Below are 15,146 nucleotides of genomic sequence, written 5' to 3' on the forward strand. Positions count from 1 at the left end.
ACCACCTCACTCCAAGGAGAGGCCATGTCCGCCTATTCCAGCCTCTGGCAGCGCTACCGCGAGGCCTGGCAGCACGCCTGGCGCCAACGCAAGGCGCTCGACGCGCCCCTGCGCGCCGCCCACGAAATCGAGTTCCTGCCCGCCGCCCTGGCCCTGCAAGAGCGTCCACCGCACCCGGCGCCGCGGGTGTTCGTCTGGAGCATCATGGGCTTTGCCGCCCTGGCCCTGCTGTGGGCCTGCCTCGGTCATATCGACGTGGTCGCGGTGGCCTCGGGCAAGGTGGTGCCGAGCGGGCGCACCAAGCTGGTCCAGCCCAGCGAGACCGCGGTGGTCAAGGCCATCCACGTCAGCGATGGCCAGCGCGTGAAGGCCGGCGAGTTGCTGCTCGAACTCGACCCGACCACCGCCGACGCCGATGTGCGTCGCAGCGAAAGCGAACTGTTGGCCGCGCGCATCGACGTGGCACGCAGCAGCGCGATGCTCCAGGCCATCGCCAGCGGCCAGCCTCCGCAGGGGCTGCAAGGCGACATCGAGCATGCCGACGCGCTGCAGGTGCAGGATGCCGAACGCTGGCTGCAGGGGCAGTACCAGGAATACCGCAACAACCTCGACCAGGTCGATGCCGAGATCCAGCAGCGCGGCGCCGAAATCCAGGCCGCACAGGTGCAGGTGGCGAGCCTGCGCAAGACCCTGCCGATCGCCACGCAGCTGGCCCGGGACTACCAGAACCTGCTGGAGCAGCAGTACGTGGCCCGCCACGAATACCTCGACAAGGAACAGGCCCGCCTCGACCTGGAGCGCCAGCTGCAGGTGCAGCAAGCCAGCGTGCTGCAGTCGACCGCCGCGCAGTCCGAGGCCCGCCGCCGCCGCGAGGGCGTGGTGGCCCAGGCTCGGCGCAGCCTGCTCGACCTGCAGCAGACCGCCGGGCAGAAAGTCGCCAGCCTGCGCCAGGAACTGGCCAAGGCGCGCTACCAGGAAGCCCGCACGCAACTGCTGGCCCCGGTCGACGGCACCGTCCAGCAGCTGGCGGTGCACACCGTCGGCGGCGTGGTCACCCCGGCCCAGGCGTTGATGGTCATCGTGCCCGGTGACCAGCCGGTGGAGGTCGAGGCACTGCTGGAGAACAAGGACGTCGGCTTCGTCCAGGTCGGGCAGGCAGTCACGGTCAAGGTCGAGACCTTCACCTACACCCGCTACGGCACGGTACAGGGCGAAGTGCTGAGCGTGTCACGCGACGCCATCGAGGACGAACGCCGCGGGTTGGTGTACAGCAGCCGCATCCGCCTGGCCAGCGACCACCTGCAGGTCAACGGCCAGGCCGTGGCGCTGACGCCGGGCATGGCGGTGAGCGCCGAGATCAAGACCGATAAGCGGACGGTGATCGATTACTTCCTGAGTCCGTTGCAACAGCATGCGCAAGAAAGTTTGCGGGAACGATAACGCTTGAGACCTGGGCTGGCTTATCCAGAATTCGAGCACATCCATTAAACGTCCAAGTACGCCGAATATGGCAACCCAGGAATCACTCCAATGACGCCTGCTCGATTAATCCCAATAGTTTTCTTGTATCTGTTTTCCGGTGCCAGCATCGCCTGTACGTTTCGTGACACTCGTAACAACGCCGTCTACGAGTTGAATCTGTCAGAGGCTGAATGCCGTACGATCTCGTATATTGATGGGCCCATCATCCCGATGCGCCTCAGCTATCCGGAAGGTAAAGTCGTTGACTCGGCATGGCGGGGGGAGACCATTCACCTCCTTCTATACCATGTCGACTCGACGCATCGGTTAGATCGCATGCTTGACGGGGCCTCTTACATCCGAAGCATCGGCGACCTGGATGTCTATAAAGACTCGAGCGAAGAATTTTATCTGCTCAGGGGTAGTGATAGCGCGCGTATTTTTATCAAAGAACGCGGCTATACGTGGCTTGCGAAGCGCATGTATAGCGGGGTGTTGATCCAGTATCAATACGACCGCCGACTCACGAACTTTGCAACAATTGACAATCTCATAATGGCCGCGCTCGAGCACATGCTCGGGCGCCAGGGTGAACAATGATTAGGCTCAAGTCATACCGCCGCCCCAGCATTCTAAATCCAGTTTGTTTTTTGCTGGCGGCTTGTCTACCCCTTACTGTTATCGCCGACTGCAGGCCAAACGTGGGTCCTGCGCCGTCCCGCTTGGCGCACCTTGAGCTGAGTGATCAAGAGTGCAGGACACTCGAACGAATGGGATCGCCACAAATTTTTATGACATTGGACTTCCCAACGGGCGAAGTCGTTGAGCAAACCCCGCGTAACCGAAAGATCAGAGTCCGCATTCGTGAGGCCGGTCCATATTTCAATTTGATGGCCGCGTTCGCAACACTTAAGCCAACACGCGAGGAACCTGGCATTACGATATATGGCAGCGATGACGATGCCACCTATCTTTTGACGGGGTCCGACGGTGAAAAATTTTACGTGACAGCCATCGTGGAGACCTGGGTAGCCCATAGGACTTACAAGGGGCTCGACGTGAACTATCAATACAGTCGAAACATAAAAAACTTTAAACAAATGGACGATGCGGTGCTCAAGCTTCTGAACAGAGTTTTCATCAAAACCCAGGAGTAGAAAACACACATAACATGATTAGGCTTCTTTTCGCCGATCAGGGAGCGCGCCAGCGCAAACTCACTCATCTGCGAGAATCCTCTCGTACGCACTCAAATTAAGGTTAAAGGATGAACATGATAAACATGACAGCTGAGCAGCTGTCAGAACTCACACGCCTGCGCGATAGCAAACGCTACCCCGACATGTATCGCTATATGCTAGAGGTCGTGACTGCGCAAAAAACTATCACTCACGATGCTCAAGCGCTAGACGATTTGACTACTGCTCAGACGTGGTTGAATGTAGCTATCAGCGTCAACTCGAATGATGGTCAGTTTCCAAACCAGATGGTCCGCGGGTCAATGCAGTTCGCGGCGGCAAGTAAAGGTAAACCTCTTTCCGACACTGAATTTCAAAAAGGCTCCGATAAGCTCGCCTGGAATATTGCGGACAGTATCATAAAAAATGGTGGTTTCCCCCCGATCAACGACATCATGAAGGATGATCGGGATATGACTGTCGATGCGTTTGGCCTCGAATCATGGCAATGGCCTGGCACCATCGCCGATACCTTCCCCCCTCTGCTGGGAGGTCTCAACCGCGAGGTTTCGACCATCCCGGGCCAAGGCGAAACCTACGCAAAGCACCTCAGGCTCGCTGTCATGCAGAACCTCGCCGGGGTCAGTCGGTACATTTCCAGCTTCACCGAATTGGACATGCTTCCCGCATGGAAATATGCCAATGAGCTAAGGCGCTTCGCTGCGGACAACACCTACAAGATGTTCCAGTGGTTCGGTGCCGGTGACGACACTCTCGTCCAGCCCGATACCAACCAGTCGATCCAGATCCACATCGACGCCTCGCCCAAGCCACAGCAGCACATCCAGGGCGAAGACCAGGCACGCCAGGACGTGAGCAACGGCTATGTGCAGAACGCCGCGACCCACAACGTGTTCGCCCTCGGCGGTATTCTCAACAAGACCGACTTCGCCTCCACGCAGATGGCCAGCCTGACCTCGGGCGGCATCCGCCCTGGCGAAATGCAACTGGACCCGAACGCCCGCCCCAACAGCCACCTGTCGAAGTTCTACCTCGACCAGCCGAGCACCAGCGGTTTCGATTTCAGCCTGCGCAACGCGGTGACCCTCAACGGCCTGTCGGCCATGACCACCCGCAACACCTACGTCGACCCACTGCTGCTCGACCTGGGCGGCGAAGGCGTGCGCATGACCGACCTGAGCGACGCCGTGCTGTTCGACACCGACCACAGCGGCACGCTCAAGCGCAGCGCCTGGGCCGACCGCAAGACCGGCATGCTGGTGATCGACGATGGCAGCGGCCAGGTCAAGGACGTCAGCCAGATGTTCTCCGAGTACTACAAGGGCAAGGCCGGCGTGAACGGTGCGGCCGGCGAGGCCCGTTTCAAGGATGGCTTCGCCGCGCTGGCCAGCGAGGATGGCAACGGCGATGGCATCATCGATGCCCGTGACCCAATCTGGAACCGGCTGCGTGTGTGGGTGGATGCCAGCCATGACGCCCGTGTCGACGGCGGTGAGCTGAAGACCCTGGCCGAACTGGGCATCACCCAGATCAACGTGCGCGCCGCTGGCACGCCGGGCGAGACCCGCGATGGCAGCCGTGTGCTGGCCCGGGGTTCGTTCACGATCGGCGGCGCCAGCCGGGAAGCGCTGGCCGTGGACTTCCTGGGCGACCCGGTAAGCAGCACCACCACCCGCCAGGGCGATGGCATCCGCGTGGTATCAAACAGCGACGGCGCCACCACCATCGCCTACAGCAGCACCAGCAACCAGGGCGAACAGCTGGACGCTACGACCCTTGGGGTGAACAACCTGTATGGCGGCAGCGGCAACGACCAACTCACTGCTACGGCCAGCGGCAGCTGGCTGGTCGGCGGTGCTGGCAGCAATACCTACATCGGTGGTGCCGGCGACGATGTCTTTGTCATCAGCGCCAGCGACGACCCACAGAACATCCACGGCAACGGTGGCCGCGACACGGCGCTGATCGTTGGAGACCAGGGCGTAGAGCTGAACATGGCCAAGGCCGGGCTGACCATTGCCCAGGGCGGTCGCGGCGACGATGTGATCCGCAGCGGCGGTGGCGCCGGCGTGTTCATCAAGGGTGGGGAGGGCAGTGCCACCCTGATCGGCGGCGCCGGCAACGATGTACTGGTCGGCGGTAGCGGCCACAACACGCTCATCGGCGGCAGTGGCAAGGCGGTGATCTATGCAGGGCCCAACGGCGACCTGATCTACGCGTCCGCAGGCGGCAGCATCATCCACGCCGGTGGCGGCAACGATGTCATCCACGGCGGTGCGGCCGACGATGTGATCGAGGTCGGTCACGGCAACGCACAGATCGACGGCGGTGGCGGCACCAACCTGGTCACCCTGCACGGCAAGTACGGTGAGTACCGCATCACCCATACCAGCAACGGCTACCTGGTAGCCGACAACGTGACCGGTCGCGACGGTACCGTGCAACTGCGCAATATCCAGAAGCTCAACTTCGCCGATATTTCCGCCGTCGACCTGTCCAACCCCAACGCCATGCCGGTGTCCGATGTGCTGCGCCTGGACAAGGACGGCCAGCGTTTCGACCGCCAGCGCACGCACCTGATCGCCGCCTCCAGCCTGCTGGCTAACGACCTGCTGCTCGACAGCAAGGGAGGCCTGCGCATCGACAACGTCGGCGATGCCACCGGCGGCTCGGTCAGCCTCACCGCCCAAGGTGACGTGCTGTTCACCCCGCTGGCCGGCTACACCGGCATGATGGGTTTCAAGTACGGCATCATCGACGCCCAGGGCAACAAGTCGGCCTCGGTGGTCGACCTGGACAGCGGCCAGACCGCGCCGATGCGCGCCAGCGTGACACTGCTCGACGCCGGCATGCCAAACGACCCGCTGGCCGCGCAGCAGTGGTACCTGAGCGACACCAACGTGCTGCCGGTATGGCAGGACTACACCGGCAAGGGCGTGCGCATCGCCATGTTCGAACCGGGCGGCGAGTTCGCCACGGCGCCGGAAATCTTCGACATCCAGCACCCGGACCTGGCCGCCAACGTCGACCAGGCCTGGCTCAAGACCCAGCGCGACAAGGGCGTGCTGCCAGAGCTGGCCTCCAACCACGCGACCATGGTCGCCGGGGTGATGGTGGCCGGGCGCAACGACCAGGGCGGCGTGGGCGTGGCCTATGACGCCAAGCTCAGCGGTTTCTACCTGGCCAACAAGGGCGACGACCTGACTGGCCTGGGCAACATGGTCAACTATGACGTCGCCAACCACAGCTGGGGCTTCCAGAACGACTTCGCCATCAGCAACCTACAGAACGGCGCCATCGACACCGCCAGCGCCCTGGCGGCAACGCCCGCTATGCCGCGCACAACGGTCGCGGTGGCCTGGGCACGGTGATCGTCACCGCCGGCGGCAACCAGCGCGCCCACGGCGGCAGCGCCCAAGGCTCGCTGACCAACAACAACCGCTTCTCGATCGAGGTCGGGGCGATCAACGCCCAGGGCGACCTGTCGACCCTGCAGATCGGTTCGACGCCGTTCTCCAACCCCGGCGCCAGCCTGCTGGTCTCGGCCCCGGGCAGCAACGTGCTGTCCACCAGCCGCCTGGTGGAGACCGAGCGCGGCTCGACCTTCGGCAACGACTACACCAGCATGCAAGGCACCAGCTTCGCCGCGCCGATCGTCTCCGGCGTGGCCGCGCTGATGCTCGAAGCCAACCCCAACCTGGGCTACCGCGACGTGCAGCAGATCCTTGCGCTGTCGGCCCGCCGGGTCAACGACAGTGCCACCCGCTGGGACGACAACGGCGCGCGCAACTGGAACGGCGGCGGCATGCACACCAGCCACGACTATGGTTTCGGCGAAGTGGACGCCCGCGCGGCCGTACGCCTGGCCGAAAGCTGGATGACCCGCAGCACCGGCGCCGACGAAAGCGTGTTCAGCGCCAGCAGCGGCGCCCTGGGCAAGACCCTGAGCGGCGGTGGCAGCCTGAGCACCTCGCTGCAGATGGACGCCGGGCTGAACGTGGAGCACGTGGAGATCGACCTGGACGCCAGCGTCGGCCGCCTCGGCGACCTGACCGTCACCCTGGTCTCGCCCGATGGCACCCGCAGCATCCTGCTCGACCGCACCGGCAAGGTGCCGCAGGGGATGGCCGGCGCCAGCGACGCCGACATGGGCAGCACGCGCTCCGGGGCCTTCAAGTACAGCTTCATGAGCACCCGTGACTGGGGCGAACGCTCGGCCGGCACCTGGACCCTCGAGGTCAAGGACGCCAGCAACGGCCAACCGGTGACCCTCAACAACTGGGCCCTGCGCCTGTATGGCAGCAAGGCCGGTGCGGACGACACCTACTTCTACACCGACGAGTACCTCAAGGCGGTGCAGGGCCAGGCCAGCCGCGGCGTGCTGGATGACGCCGGCAACGGCACCGCGGGCGGGCGCAATACGCTCAACGCAGCGGCGGTCAGCGGTGATGTCCAAGTCAACCTGGCCACCGGCGTGGCCAGCATCGGCGGCGCGGCGCTGACCTTGCGCAACCCGAACGGCGTGCACAACCTCATCAGCGGTGACGGCAACGACACCCTGGTGGCCGGCAACGCCGATGCCCTGCTCGACGGTGGCCGAGGCAACAACAGCCTGACCGGCGGCAACGGCAAGGACTTCTTCGTGGTCCATCGCCGCGAGGGCGGCCAGGACACCGTGCACCGCTTCGAAGCGGCAAAAGGGGAGGTCATCGACCTGGTCGGTTTCACTGGCAAGACCTTCGCCGACCTGACCCTGCAGCAGCAGGGCGCGGATGTCCGCGTCGACCTGGGCAACGGCCAGCACATCCTGCTGAGCGGACAGTCGCTGGGCAACATCAGCGCGGCGAACTTCCAGTTCCAGGACCGCTTCGTCGCCCCGGCCAACTATGTCGACAGTAGCCGACCAAACGTGGACACCGGCACCGTCGCCGGCACCGTGGTGCTCAGCGGCGGTGGCGAGGGCGTAAGCTTCAGCAGCGGCGCCGACGGCCAACTGATCGCCGCGCTGGCGGGCAAGGTGTACAGCCACGACAGCGCCACCTCGGACCGCTTCATCATCAGTCACCAGCTCAATGCCAGTGACTACCACAATGCCTTGCGCGGCTTCCGTCATGGCATCGACAAGATCGACCTGAGCCAGGTCGGTGTCACCCGTTTCGAAGAGCTGAGCATCGTCCAGAAGAACCGCGGCACCATCAATGGCCTGTCGCAGATCCATGGCGTTGAACTGAGCACCAACGTGCTGCGCGGCGCGAATCAGCCGGTCAACCTGGCTTACCTCGACGCCATCGAAGTGGCCCAGCTCGATGCCGGCGACTTCATCTTCGCCAGCGCCCATCTGCCGGTGGAAACCGGCCAGCCCCCGCTGCCGCCGACCCGCCTGCCGGGGATCGACCTGTCGCTGCCGGACCGGGTCAAGCCCATCGAGATCCCCGACCGGCTCACGCCGATCGTCGAGCGTCCCGACATCAAGATTCCCGATGTCCGGGTTCCGGACTTCAGCATTTCGGATCACCGGATCCCGGATCTGAACGACCTGCTCAATCGCGGCACGGACGACTGGCGCAAGCGCTTCGATGACCATCCGGGCGTACCGACGCGGCCTGTCGAGATTCCTGACATCCGGCCATCGCCCATCGAGATCCCGGAAATCAGAATCCCTGACCGACCTACGGTCGACCTGCGTCCAAGTACCGATATCAACTCGATCCTCGAAGAAGCGAGGCGTCGACACGAGCAGATCATGGAGGAAAGCAACCGCCGCACGGACGAATTGCTCAAGCCGACCCGACCTGTCGAAATCCCCGACTTTCGGCCAACGCTCATCGAAATCGCTGATCGACCTGCACACAAGCACTGATGTCGACTCGATCGTCGAAGAAGCAAGGCGCCGGCACAAGCAGATCATGGAGGAGGTCCACAACGACCGGTTCGAGCACAAGCCGGTGACACTGCCGGACATCAATGCCAGCGACTACCTCAAACACCCCACGTCCTCCGACGCCACCCCGGCATCGAAGCCACAGGCCAGCACCTCACCAGCGCAGGCCTATCAGTTGATCGTCGCCGGTCAGGCCTGGAGCGCTGGCTCCTTGAGCGGGCTATTCGGCATGGCGCTCAAGGACCAGGCACCGGTTTACCAGGTCAGCCTTGCCGACGGCTCGCCGCTGCCAGCCTGGATGAGCTTCGACTCGGCTCAGGCGTCGCTGGCAGGGATACCTGAGGCCGGTCTCGCCGGCACCTTCGATATCAAGGTGAATGCCGGCAGCCAAACTAGTGCCGTGCTGCACCTGATGGTCCAACCGACGGTGATGACCGTGCCGATGTTCAGCAGCGTCACCCTGGCAGACGACCAGTACGCGGTGAACCTAAGCAATTCGTTCACCAAGGTCACCGCCAGCGGCGGCCGTCATCTGGCACTGCTCGGCAGCGGGGCCAAAGCCACCCTGCTGGGCAGGGACGACCAGCAGGTCTTTGCCACTGGCTCGCGGGCAGAGGTAACCCTGGGTGATGGTAACAACACGGTCAAGGGAGGGGTCGGCACGCTGGTAGCCGGTCATGGTGACAACCTCATCGAAACGACCGGATCGTCTACCAACCTCACGCTGGGCAACGGCCACAACACCATCAAGGGTAGTCTCGACAAGCTGGTGGCCGGCAATGGCGACAACTTCATCGAAACCACCGGCTCATCCGCCGACGTCACGCTGGGCGATGGCCGCAATACCATCAACGGCAGGCTCGACAAACTGGTTGCCGGTAATGGCGACAACCATGTCGAAAGCTCGGGCTCGTTCGCCGAGATCACCCTGGGCAATGGCGGCAACTCGATCAAAGGCGAATTCCGCAAGCTGGTGGTCGGCGATGGCGACAACCGCATCGAGACGTCATCGTCGTTCACCAAGATCAAGCTGGGCAAAGGCCACAACAACGTCGTGGTCGAAGGCAGCATGGCCGATGTGGAAGTCGGTGAAGGTCATACCGAGGTTGCATTCCGGGGTTCCATGAGCACCTTGAACTTCGGCAAGCCCGTACTGCCCGAACAGCTGTGGTTCCAGCACCAGGGCGATGACCTGCTGATCAGCCGTATCGGCAGTGCGCAGCAGGTCACCCTGCATGACTGGTATGCCAGCTCGCCAGCCCGGGTCCGCGACATCGTTGCCGGTAACGGTCAGCACTTGTCGGACCGCAATGTCGAGCAACTGGTCCAGGCCATGGCGGCGTTCGCGCCGCCCGGCGCGGCTGCTACCAGCTTCGACGCGGCGCAGGCGCAAGCCTTGCAGCCGGTCCTCGCCGCCAACTGGCGCTAACGCCTGGCACCTGGAGGCTTGCGAGCCTCCAGGTGACGGCATCCTGATCAAAACAACGCCATCTGCCCGCCCGGCGGGCAGAATGCGCTGCAGTCCAGCGCCAACACCTCCCGCCCTTCGAACCCCAGCCGCCTGGCCGCCTTGCGAAAGCGCTGGGCCAACAGCTCGGCGAATACTCCCTCGCCGCGCATCCGAACGCCGAAGCGGCTGTCATACAACTCGCCCCCCCGGCTCTGGCGAATCAGGCTCAGCACATGCGCGGCCCGCTGTGGGTAGTGACCCTGCAGCCACTGCTCGAACAACGGTGCGACCTCCAGCGGTAGGCGCAGCATCATGTAAGCCGCGCTCTGCGCACCGGCTTCCTTCGCCGCCTCCAGCAGGTGCTCCAGCTCACTGTCGTTGATCATCGGGATCATCGGCGAACACAGCACGCCCACGGGAACGCCGGCCTCACGCAGCACGCGGATCGTCCGCAGGCGCGCCTTGGGTGCGGCCGCACGGGGTTCGAGGGTGCGCTTTAGCTCATCGTCGAGAGTGGTGAGGCTGATCATTACCCGCACCAGACGCTGGCTGGCCAGTTCGCTGATCAGATCAAGGTCGCGCAGTATCAGCGAGCCCTTGGTGACGATGGTCACCGGGTGGCGGTAGCGCAGTAGCACTTCGAGCAAGCGTCTGGTGAGCTGATGCTCGCGCTCGATGGGCTGGTAGGGATCGGTGTTGGAACCCAGATTGATTGGCGCACATACGTAACCGGGCTTGCTCAATTGCTGTTCAAGTATCTCGGCGGCATTGGTCTTGGCAATCAGCTTGGTTTCGAAATCGAGGCCGGGGGAGAGGTCCCAGTAGGCATGGCTAGGACGGGCGTAGCAGTAGATGCAGCCGTGCTCGCAACCGCGGTAGGGGTTGATGGAGCGGTCGAAGGGCAGGTCGGGGGAGGTGTTGCGGGCGATGATGGTCTTGGCCGTCTCGATCCGCACCTCGGTGCCCTGGGTGAGTGGGACTTCCTGGTACCAGCCATCGTCCTCGACCACTGAAACGCTCGGGGCGAAGCGGTTGTGGGGGTTATCGGCGGTGCCGCGGCCACGAATGGGGGCTGGTTTCATGATGAGAACCCGGATTACTGTACATGCATACAGTAATTCGGGTTCAGCAGGATAGCTACAACCGATTATCGCGGGGCAAGCCCGCTCCCACGCTTGCCGCGTGATTTACCTTCAATCCTGCGGCTTCTTCAGCTTCGGATTGGGGAAGAACTGCACGGTCTGCACCTTGGCCGGCGCCGCCTTGGGCGCCAGGTGGTTGACCCGGGTGCCGAGCTCGCTGGGTACCGACAGGCCTTGTTCGTTCAAGGTGTCAGTGAACCCGCAGGCCACGCACTCTCGGTGCGGCACGCCGTCCTCGTTCCACATCATCAGCTTGTCCATCTCGCTGCATGCCGGGCAGACCGCCCCGGCGATGAAACGTCGTTTGCTCGTGCTCACGGCTACCTCGCTCATGCCGCCGCGTCCTCGGTAAGGCCACTGTGGCGCAGCAATGCATCGATGGAAGGCTCACGGCCCCGGAAGTCGACGAACAGCACCATCGGCTCGCGGGAACCACCACGGGCCAGGATGGCTTCGCGGAAGGCGCGGCCCGTCTCGGCGTTCAGCACACCTTCTTCCTCGAAGCGCGAGAAGGCGTCGGCCGACAGCACTTCGGCCCACTTGTAACTGTAGTAACCCGCCGCGTAGCCGCCGGCGAAGATGTGCGCGAAGCTGTTGGGGAAGCGGTTGTAGGCCGGCGGACGCATCACCGAGACCTCGTCGCGCACGCCTTCGAGCACCTGCAGCACGCTGCGGCCGTCGCCGTGGGTGGCGTGCAGCTCGAAGTCGAACAGCGAGAACTCCAGCTGGCGCACCATCATCATGCCGGATTGGAAGTTCTTCGCCGCCAGCATCTTGTCCAGCAGGTCCTGGGGCAGCGGTTCGCCGGTCTCGTAGTGGCCGGAAATCAGCGCCAGGCCCTCGGGCTCCCAGCACCAGTTCTCCATGAACTGGCTCGGCAGCTCCACCGCGTCCCAGGCCACGCCGTTGATGCCGGACACACCGGCATGCTCGATGCGGGTCAACAGGTGGTGCAGGCCGTGCCCGAACTCATGGAACAGGGTGGTGACTTCGTCGTGGGTCAGCAGCGCCGGTTTGCCGGGCGTGGCCGGAGTGAAGTTGCACACCAGGTTGGCCACCGGGCTCTGCAGCGCGCCAGCGGCGGTGCGGCGATGGTCGCGGGCACCGTCCATCCAGGCGCCGCCACGCTTGTTGGCACGGGCATAGAGGTCGAAGAAGAAGCGACCGACGTGCTGGCCGTCTTCCTTGATCTCGAACAGGCGCACGTCCGGGTGCCAGCTGTCGAAGCCCCTGAGCTCGGCGATCTCGATGCCGTACAGGCGCTGGACGATGGCGAACAGGCCGGAGAGCACCTTGTCGATCGGGAAGTAGGCGCGCAGGGCTTCCTGCGACACGCTGTAGCGCTGTTCGCGCAGCTTTTCGCCGAAATAGCCGGCGTCCCAGCTGGCCAGCTCCGGAGTGCCCTGCTCGGCGGCGAAGGCCTTGAGCTGCTCCAGGTCCTGGGCGGCGAACGGCTTGGAACGCTTGGCCAGGTCACGCAGGAAGCTCAGCACCTGGTCGCTGGACTCAGCCATCTTGGTGGCCAGGCTCAGTTCGGCGAAGTTCGGGTAGCCCAGCAGCTTGGCCAGCTCCTGGCGCAGCTCGAGGATCTCTTCCATCACCGGGCCGTTGTCGAACTGGCCGGCGTTCGGGCCCTGATCGGAGGCGCGGGTGCAGTAGGCGGCGTACAGTTCTTCGCGCAGGGCGCGGTCGTCGGCGTAGGTCATCACCGCGTAGTAGCTGGGGAATTCCAGGGTGATCAGCCAGCCGTCGAGGCCCTTGGCCTGGGCGGCGGCGGCCATCTGCGCCTTGGCCGAGTCGGTCAGGCCGGCGAGGGCGGCCTCGTCGGTGACGTGCTTGGTCCAGGCCTGGGTGGCATCGAGCAACTGGTTGGAGAAGCGGCTGCCCAGCTCGCTGAGCTTGCTCTGCACTTCGGCATAGCGCTGCTGCTTGTCGGCCGGCAGGTCGATGCCCGACAGGCGGAAGTCGCGCAGGGCGTGATCGATGATGGTCTTCTGCGCCACATCGAAGCCGGCAGCCTCGGGGCTGGCGGCCAGGGCTTCATAGGCTTCGAACAGGGCACGGTTCTGGCCCAGCTCGGTGGAATAGGCGCTCAGGGCTGGCAGGCACGACTCGTAGGCCTCGCGCAGCTCCTGGCTGTTGCACACCGCGTTCAGGTGGCTGACCGGGCTCCAGGCGGCGCCCAGGCGGTCGTTGAGTTCGTCCATCGCCAGCACCAGGCCGGCCCAGGTCGGGTTCTTGCCCTGCTTTTCGAGGATCTCGGCGATGGCCTTGCGGTTGTCGGCGAGGATCTGCTCGATCGCCGGCAGCACATGCTCGGCACGGATTGCCGAGAAGGGCGGCAGATCATGGGACTGCAGCAGCGGGTTGTTCGCACTCACGGTTCGGGTACCTTGGCAGGAGAAACACGGGACCATCTTAATTACAATCGACGCCGACCGCAGCAGGCAGCCTGCCTATCGGCATTGCAGAGGAACACTATCATGGCCCTCCGGACCTTCCAGCAACACACGCCGAAAGTGGGAGCACGGGCCTTCGTCGACCGCTCGGCGGTGGTCATCGGCGACGTCGAGATCGGCGAGGACAGCTCGATCTGGCCGCTGACCGTGGTGCGCGGCGACATGCACCGCATCCGCATCGGCGCGCGCACCAGCGTGCAGGACGGCAGCGTGCTGCACATTACCCACGCCGGGCCGTTCAACCCCGACGGTTTTCCGCTGATCATCGGCGACGAGGTGACCATCGGTCACAAAGTCATGCTGCATGGCTGTACCCTGGGCAACCGCATCCTGGTCGGCATGGGCAGCACCATCATGGACGGCGCCATCGTCGAGGACGAGGTGATCATCGGCGCCGGCAGCCTGGTGCCGCCGGGCAAGCGCCTGGTCAGCGGCTACCTGTACATGGGCAGCCCGGTGAAACAGGTGCGCCTGCTGAGCGAGCAGGAGCACGCGTTCTTCCCCTACAGCGCCGGCAACTACGTGAAGCTCAAGGACCAGCACCTGGCCGAAGGCTACGACCGACCGCAATGACGCCATCGCGGGGCGGGCAAGCCTGCTCCCCCGACCTTTGCATACCCCGCGATGGCATCCAGATGAACAGCAGAGTGAACAGCTCCATGCACCAGCAGAACATCCTTTTCGACCTCGACGGCACCCTGACCGACCCGCGCTCAGGGATTACCCGCTCGATCCAGTACGCCCTGGCCAAGCTGGGCATCGACGAGCCAGACCTGACCCGCCTCGAGCACTTCATCGGCCCACCCCTGTTGCAGGCCTTCATGCAGTTCTATGACTTCGACGAGGCCAAGGCCTGGGACGCGGTGAACTTCTACCGCGAGCGCTTCAAGGTCACAGGGCTGTACGAGAACCGGGTGTTCGAGGGTGTGCCGCAGCTGCTCCAGGCGCTCAACGGCCAGGGCCGCACCCTGTATATCGCCACGTCCAAGCCATGGGTCTATGCCCGCGAGATCGCCCGGCATTTCGAATTCGACCACCACTTCAAGGTGATCTACGGCAGCGAGCTGGACGGCACCCGTACCAACAAGGTCGAGCTGATTCGCCACCTGTTGGATGAAGAGGGACTGGACCCGGCACAGACTCTGATGATCGGCGACCGCAAGCATGACCTGATCGGTGCGCGCAGCAATGGTGTGCAGGCGGTGGCAGTAGGCTATGGGTTCGGCAGCCGGGAGGAACTCGAGGCCGAGACGCCGGCGTTCCATTTCGAGACGCTGGCCGAGTTGCATCAGGCGTTCATCAAAGGCTGATATGTATCGGGGCTGCAAAGCAGCCCCTTTATCTCAAGGCCTTGCCATCAACCGTCCAAGCACCGCCTTGCGCTGTTCGATCGGCATCCGCCCCAGCGCCTCGACCCGCTCGTAAAACAGTCCCCAGTCTCCTCCAACCTCATCGAACAGCTTCGAAAACGCCGGGACCCACTGGCCATAAAGCCCAAAAGGCAGCAACTTGGCATTGTTCAATGGAGCAAAGATCCAGGCATCGAAACGCCGA

12 protein-coding genes are annotated in these 15,146 nt (G+C 63.7%); 8 read left to right on the plus strand and 4 right to left on the minus strand.

All coding sequences use genetic code 11. The features are described 5' to 3' along the window. Positions 1-24 precede the first annotated feature (24 nt). The 6 genes from CC207_RS04915 (at position 25) to CC207_RS04935 (ending at position 9,970) form a co-directional block, all read left to right on the plus strand. Entirely contained in the window at positions 25-1,440 is a 1,416-nt protein-coding gene (locus tag CC207_RS04915; protein WP_088851678.1) for an HlyD family type I secretion periplasmic adaptor subunit, read from the plus strand. 90 nt (positions 1,441-1,530) lie between these two features. Next, positions 1,531-2,061 (plus strand): hypothetical protein, encoded by a 531-nt coding sequence (locus tag CC207_RS04920; protein WP_069015948.1) that lies wholly within the window; start codon positions 1,531-1,533, stop codon positions 2,059-2,061. Positions 2,062-2,231: 170 nt separating this feature from the next. Further along, positions 2,232-2,618, plus strand: a complete 387-nt coding sequence (locus CC207_RS04925) for a hypothetical protein (RefSeq protein WP_028688703.1) — start codon at positions 2,232-2,234, stop codon at positions 2,616-2,618. Between the two features lie 644 nt (positions 2,619-3,262). Further along, positions 3,263-6,031, plus strand: a complete 2,769-nt coding sequence (locus CC207_RS27390; RefSeq protein WP_256582010.1) for a cadherin-like domain-containing protein — start codon at positions 3,263-3,265, stop codon at positions 6,029-6,031. Further along, positions 6,028-8,520, plus strand: coding sequence for a proprotein convertase P-domain-containing protein (locus CC207_RS27395; RefSeq protein ID WP_256582013.1), 2,493 nt, complete (start codon positions 6,028-6,030; stop codon positions 8,518-8,520). Before CC207_RS27390 ends, CC207_RS27395 begins: the two co-directional genes overlap by 4 nt. 46 nt (positions 8,521-8,566) lie before the next feature. Beyond that, positions 8,567-9,970 carry a putative Ig domain-containing protein gene (locus tag CC207_RS04935; RefSeq protein ID WP_088851679.1) on the plus strand — a complete coding sequence of 468 codons (1,404 nt, stop codon included), beginning with the start codon at positions 8,567-8,569 and terminating at the stop codon, positions 9,968-9,970. Positions 9,971-10,017: 47 nt separating this feature from the next. On the opposite strand, the gene CC207_RS04940 is transcribed toward CC207_RS04935, so the two are convergent. The 3 genes from CC207_RS04940 to prlC all read right to left on the minus strand — a co-directional run bounded on the left by CC207_RS04940 (position 10,018) and on the right by prlC (position 13,514). Next, positions 10,018-11,073 carry a PA0069 family radical SAM protein gene (locus CC207_RS04940; RefSeq protein ID WP_371916438.1) on the minus strand — a complete coding sequence of 352 codons (1,056 nt, stop codon included), beginning with the start codon at positions 11,071-11,073 and terminating at the stop codon, positions 10,018-10,020. A 111-nt stretch (positions 11,074-11,184) separates the two neighbouring features. Further along, positions 11,185-11,466, minus strand: a complete 282-nt coding sequence (locus CC207_RS04945; protein WP_028688705.1) for a YheV family putative zinc ribbon protein — start codon at positions 11,464-11,466, stop codon at positions 11,185-11,187. Beyond that, the gene (gene prlC / locus CC207_RS04950) at positions 11,463-13,514 is read right to left on the minus strand and encodes an oligopeptidase A (protein WP_232854021.1); all 2,052 of its coding nucleotides are present in this window, start codon (positions 13,512-13,514) and stop codon (positions 11,463-11,465) included. The genes CC207_RS04945 and prlC overlap by 4 nt, the downstream gene beginning before the upstream one ends. Before the next feature lie 102 nt (positions 13,515-13,616). On the opposite strand from prlC, the gene CC207_RS04955 reads away from it, so the two are divergent. Beyond that, a complete protein-coding gene (locus CC207_RS04955; RefSeq protein WP_028688707.1) occupies positions 13,617-14,165 on the plus strand; it encodes a gamma carbonic anhydrase family protein in 549 nt (182 codons plus the stop codon). 86 nt (positions 14,166-14,251) lie between these two features. Further along, on the plus strand, positions 14,252-14,902 hold the full coding sequence (locus CC207_RS04960) for an HAD family hydrolase (protein ID WP_028688708.1): 651 nt from the start codon (positions 14,252-14,254) through the stop codon (positions 14,900-14,902). 33 nt (positions 14,903-14,935) lie between these two features. On the opposite strand, the gene CC207_RS27400 is transcribed toward CC207_RS04960, so the two are convergent. Continuing rightward, a partial coding sequence (locus CC207_RS27400; RefSeq protein WP_256582014.1) for an aminopeptidase occupies positions 14,936-15,146 on the minus strand: 211 nt, incomplete at its 5' end.

The organism is Pseudomonas sp. DrBHI1 (assembly GCF_002205115.1).
Taxonomy (GTDB): Bacteria; Pseudomonadota; Gammaproteobacteria; order Pseudomonadales; family Pseudomonadaceae; genus Aquipseudomonas; species Aquipseudomonas mosselii.

Bases quoted from the DNA above. Each gene is read 5' to 3' on its own strand.
- CC207_RS04915 (WP_088851678.1), top strand. From the start codon at position 25: ATGTCCGCCTATTCCAGCCTCTGGCAGCGCTACCGCGAGGCCTGGCAG.
- CC207_RS04920 (WP_069015948.1), top strand. From the start codon at position 1,531: ATGACGCCTGCTCGATTAATCCCAATAGTTTTCTTGTATCTGTTTTCC.
- CC207_RS04925 (WP_028688703.1), top strand. From the start codon at position 2,232: ATGGGATCGCCACAAATTTTTATGACATTGGACTTCCCAACGGGCGAA.
- CC207_RS27390 (WP_256582010.1), top strand. From the start codon at position 3,263: ATGCAGAACCTCGCCGGGGTCAGTCGGTACATTTCCAGCTTCACCGAA.
- CC207_RS04935 (WP_088851679.1), top strand. From the start codon at position 8,567: ATGGAGGAGGTCCACAACGACCGGTTCGAGCACAAGCCGGTGACACTG.
- CC207_RS04940 (WP_371916438.1), bottom strand. From the start codon at position 11,073: ATGAAACCAGCCCCCATTCGTGGCCGCGGCACCGCCGATAACCCCCAC.
- CC207_RS04945 (WP_028688705.1), bottom strand. From the start codon at position 11,466: ATGAGCGAGGTAGCCGTGAGCACGAGCAAACGACGTTTCATCGCCGGG.
- CC207_RS04955 (WP_028688707.1), top strand. From the start codon at position 13,617: ATGGCCCTCCGGACCTTCCAGCAACACACGCCGAAAGTGGGAGCACGG.
- CC207_RS04960 (WP_028688708.1), top strand. From the start codon at position 14,252: ATGCACCAGCAGAACATCCTTTTCGACCTCGACGGCACCCTGACCGAC.